We start from the raw sequence: 1,185 nt of genomic DNA, 5'->3' as shown, positions 1-1,185 counted from the left end.
CGCCTGCGTGCTCAATGCGGGAATGACCCTCTTGAATGACGTGCCGATCTGCGTTGCTGGTCAGCCGATGGCGTTCAATCAGGACGTGAAGGCTGTCGCATCCCGGATGATCACATAATACCCAGCCGCCGTGGATACCTGCTGGCACGCAGCATCCTGCAAGAGCTGCTGCGAGGCGCGGGAGTCGGCGGCGAGGTGTCATCCGAAGGAGTGCGATCATGATCGTGCGACTGCACAAGTTGGCGCGCACCACCCCGGCGATCCGCGCCGAGATTGCCGCCAGCGACGAGTCGATCCAGACGCTGGCGCAGCGCTACGGTGTGTCGCCCATGACCGTCTTCAAGTGGAAGCACCGCACGAGCTTCGAAGACCGGCCGCACACGCCGCATCGGCTGCCGACCACCTTGACAGCGGCGCAGGAGATCATCGCGGTGCAACTGCGCAAGACCCTGCTGCTGTCGCTGGACGATCTGCTGGCGGTCATGCGCGAGTTCGTCAACCCAGATGTCTCGCGCTCTGGCCTGGATCGCTGCCTGCGCCGCCACGGGGTGAGCAACCTGCGGGCGCTGCAGCCGCAGGCGCGCAAGGCCACGCACGCCCCCTTTGCTGCCTACGAGCCGGGCTACGTACACATCGACGTGAAATACCTGCCCCAAATGGCCGATGAGGATAGGCGTCGCTACCTGTTCGTGGCCATCGACCGCGCCACGCGCTGGGTGTTCATCCAGCTCAAGAGCACCAAGAGCGCACGCGCCGCGCGCGCCTTTGTGGCCGCCCTGGCCAAGGCCTGCCCGGTGCGCATCCGCACGATCCTCACCGACAACGGCAAGGAATTCACCGACCGCTTCGTCACCACGGGTGAGCGCACCCCCACCGGGCAGCACGCCTTCGATGAGCTGTGCGCTGCGCTGGGCATCGAACATCGGCTTACCCGTCCACGGCGGCCCCAGACCAACGGCATGGTGGAGCGCTTCAACGGTCGTATCGAAGAGGTGCTGCGCAGCCATCACTTCCTCAGCGGCCAAGACCTGGAGCAAACCCTCTTGCGCTACGCTTGGCTCTACAACCACCATCTGCCTCAGACTGCCCTCGATGCCCGCACGCCCATGCAGGCCATGAAGGACTGGTATCGGCGAAGATCGGATTTGTTCCAAAAGCGACCCCATAATCATCCGGGACATGACA

General features: G+C 64.3%; 1 protein-coding gene. It reads left to right on the top strand.

From position 1 onward, the window contains the following. Nucleotides 1-218 precede the first annotated feature (218 nt). On the top strand, nt 219-1,185 hold a 967-nt coding region (locus A9O67_RS02955; RefSeq protein WP_068607213.1), incomplete at its 3' end, for an IS481 family transposase.

This window comes from Tepidimonas fonticaldi (assembly GCF_001675355.1).
Taxonomy (GTDB): Bacteria; Pseudomonadota; Gammaproteobacteria; order Burkholderiales; family Burkholderiaceae_C; genus Tepidimonas; species Tepidimonas fonticaldi.
The sequence above is the reverse complement of the archived record's forward strand: the minus strand, read 5'-3'. Positions and strand labels throughout refer to the sequence as shown.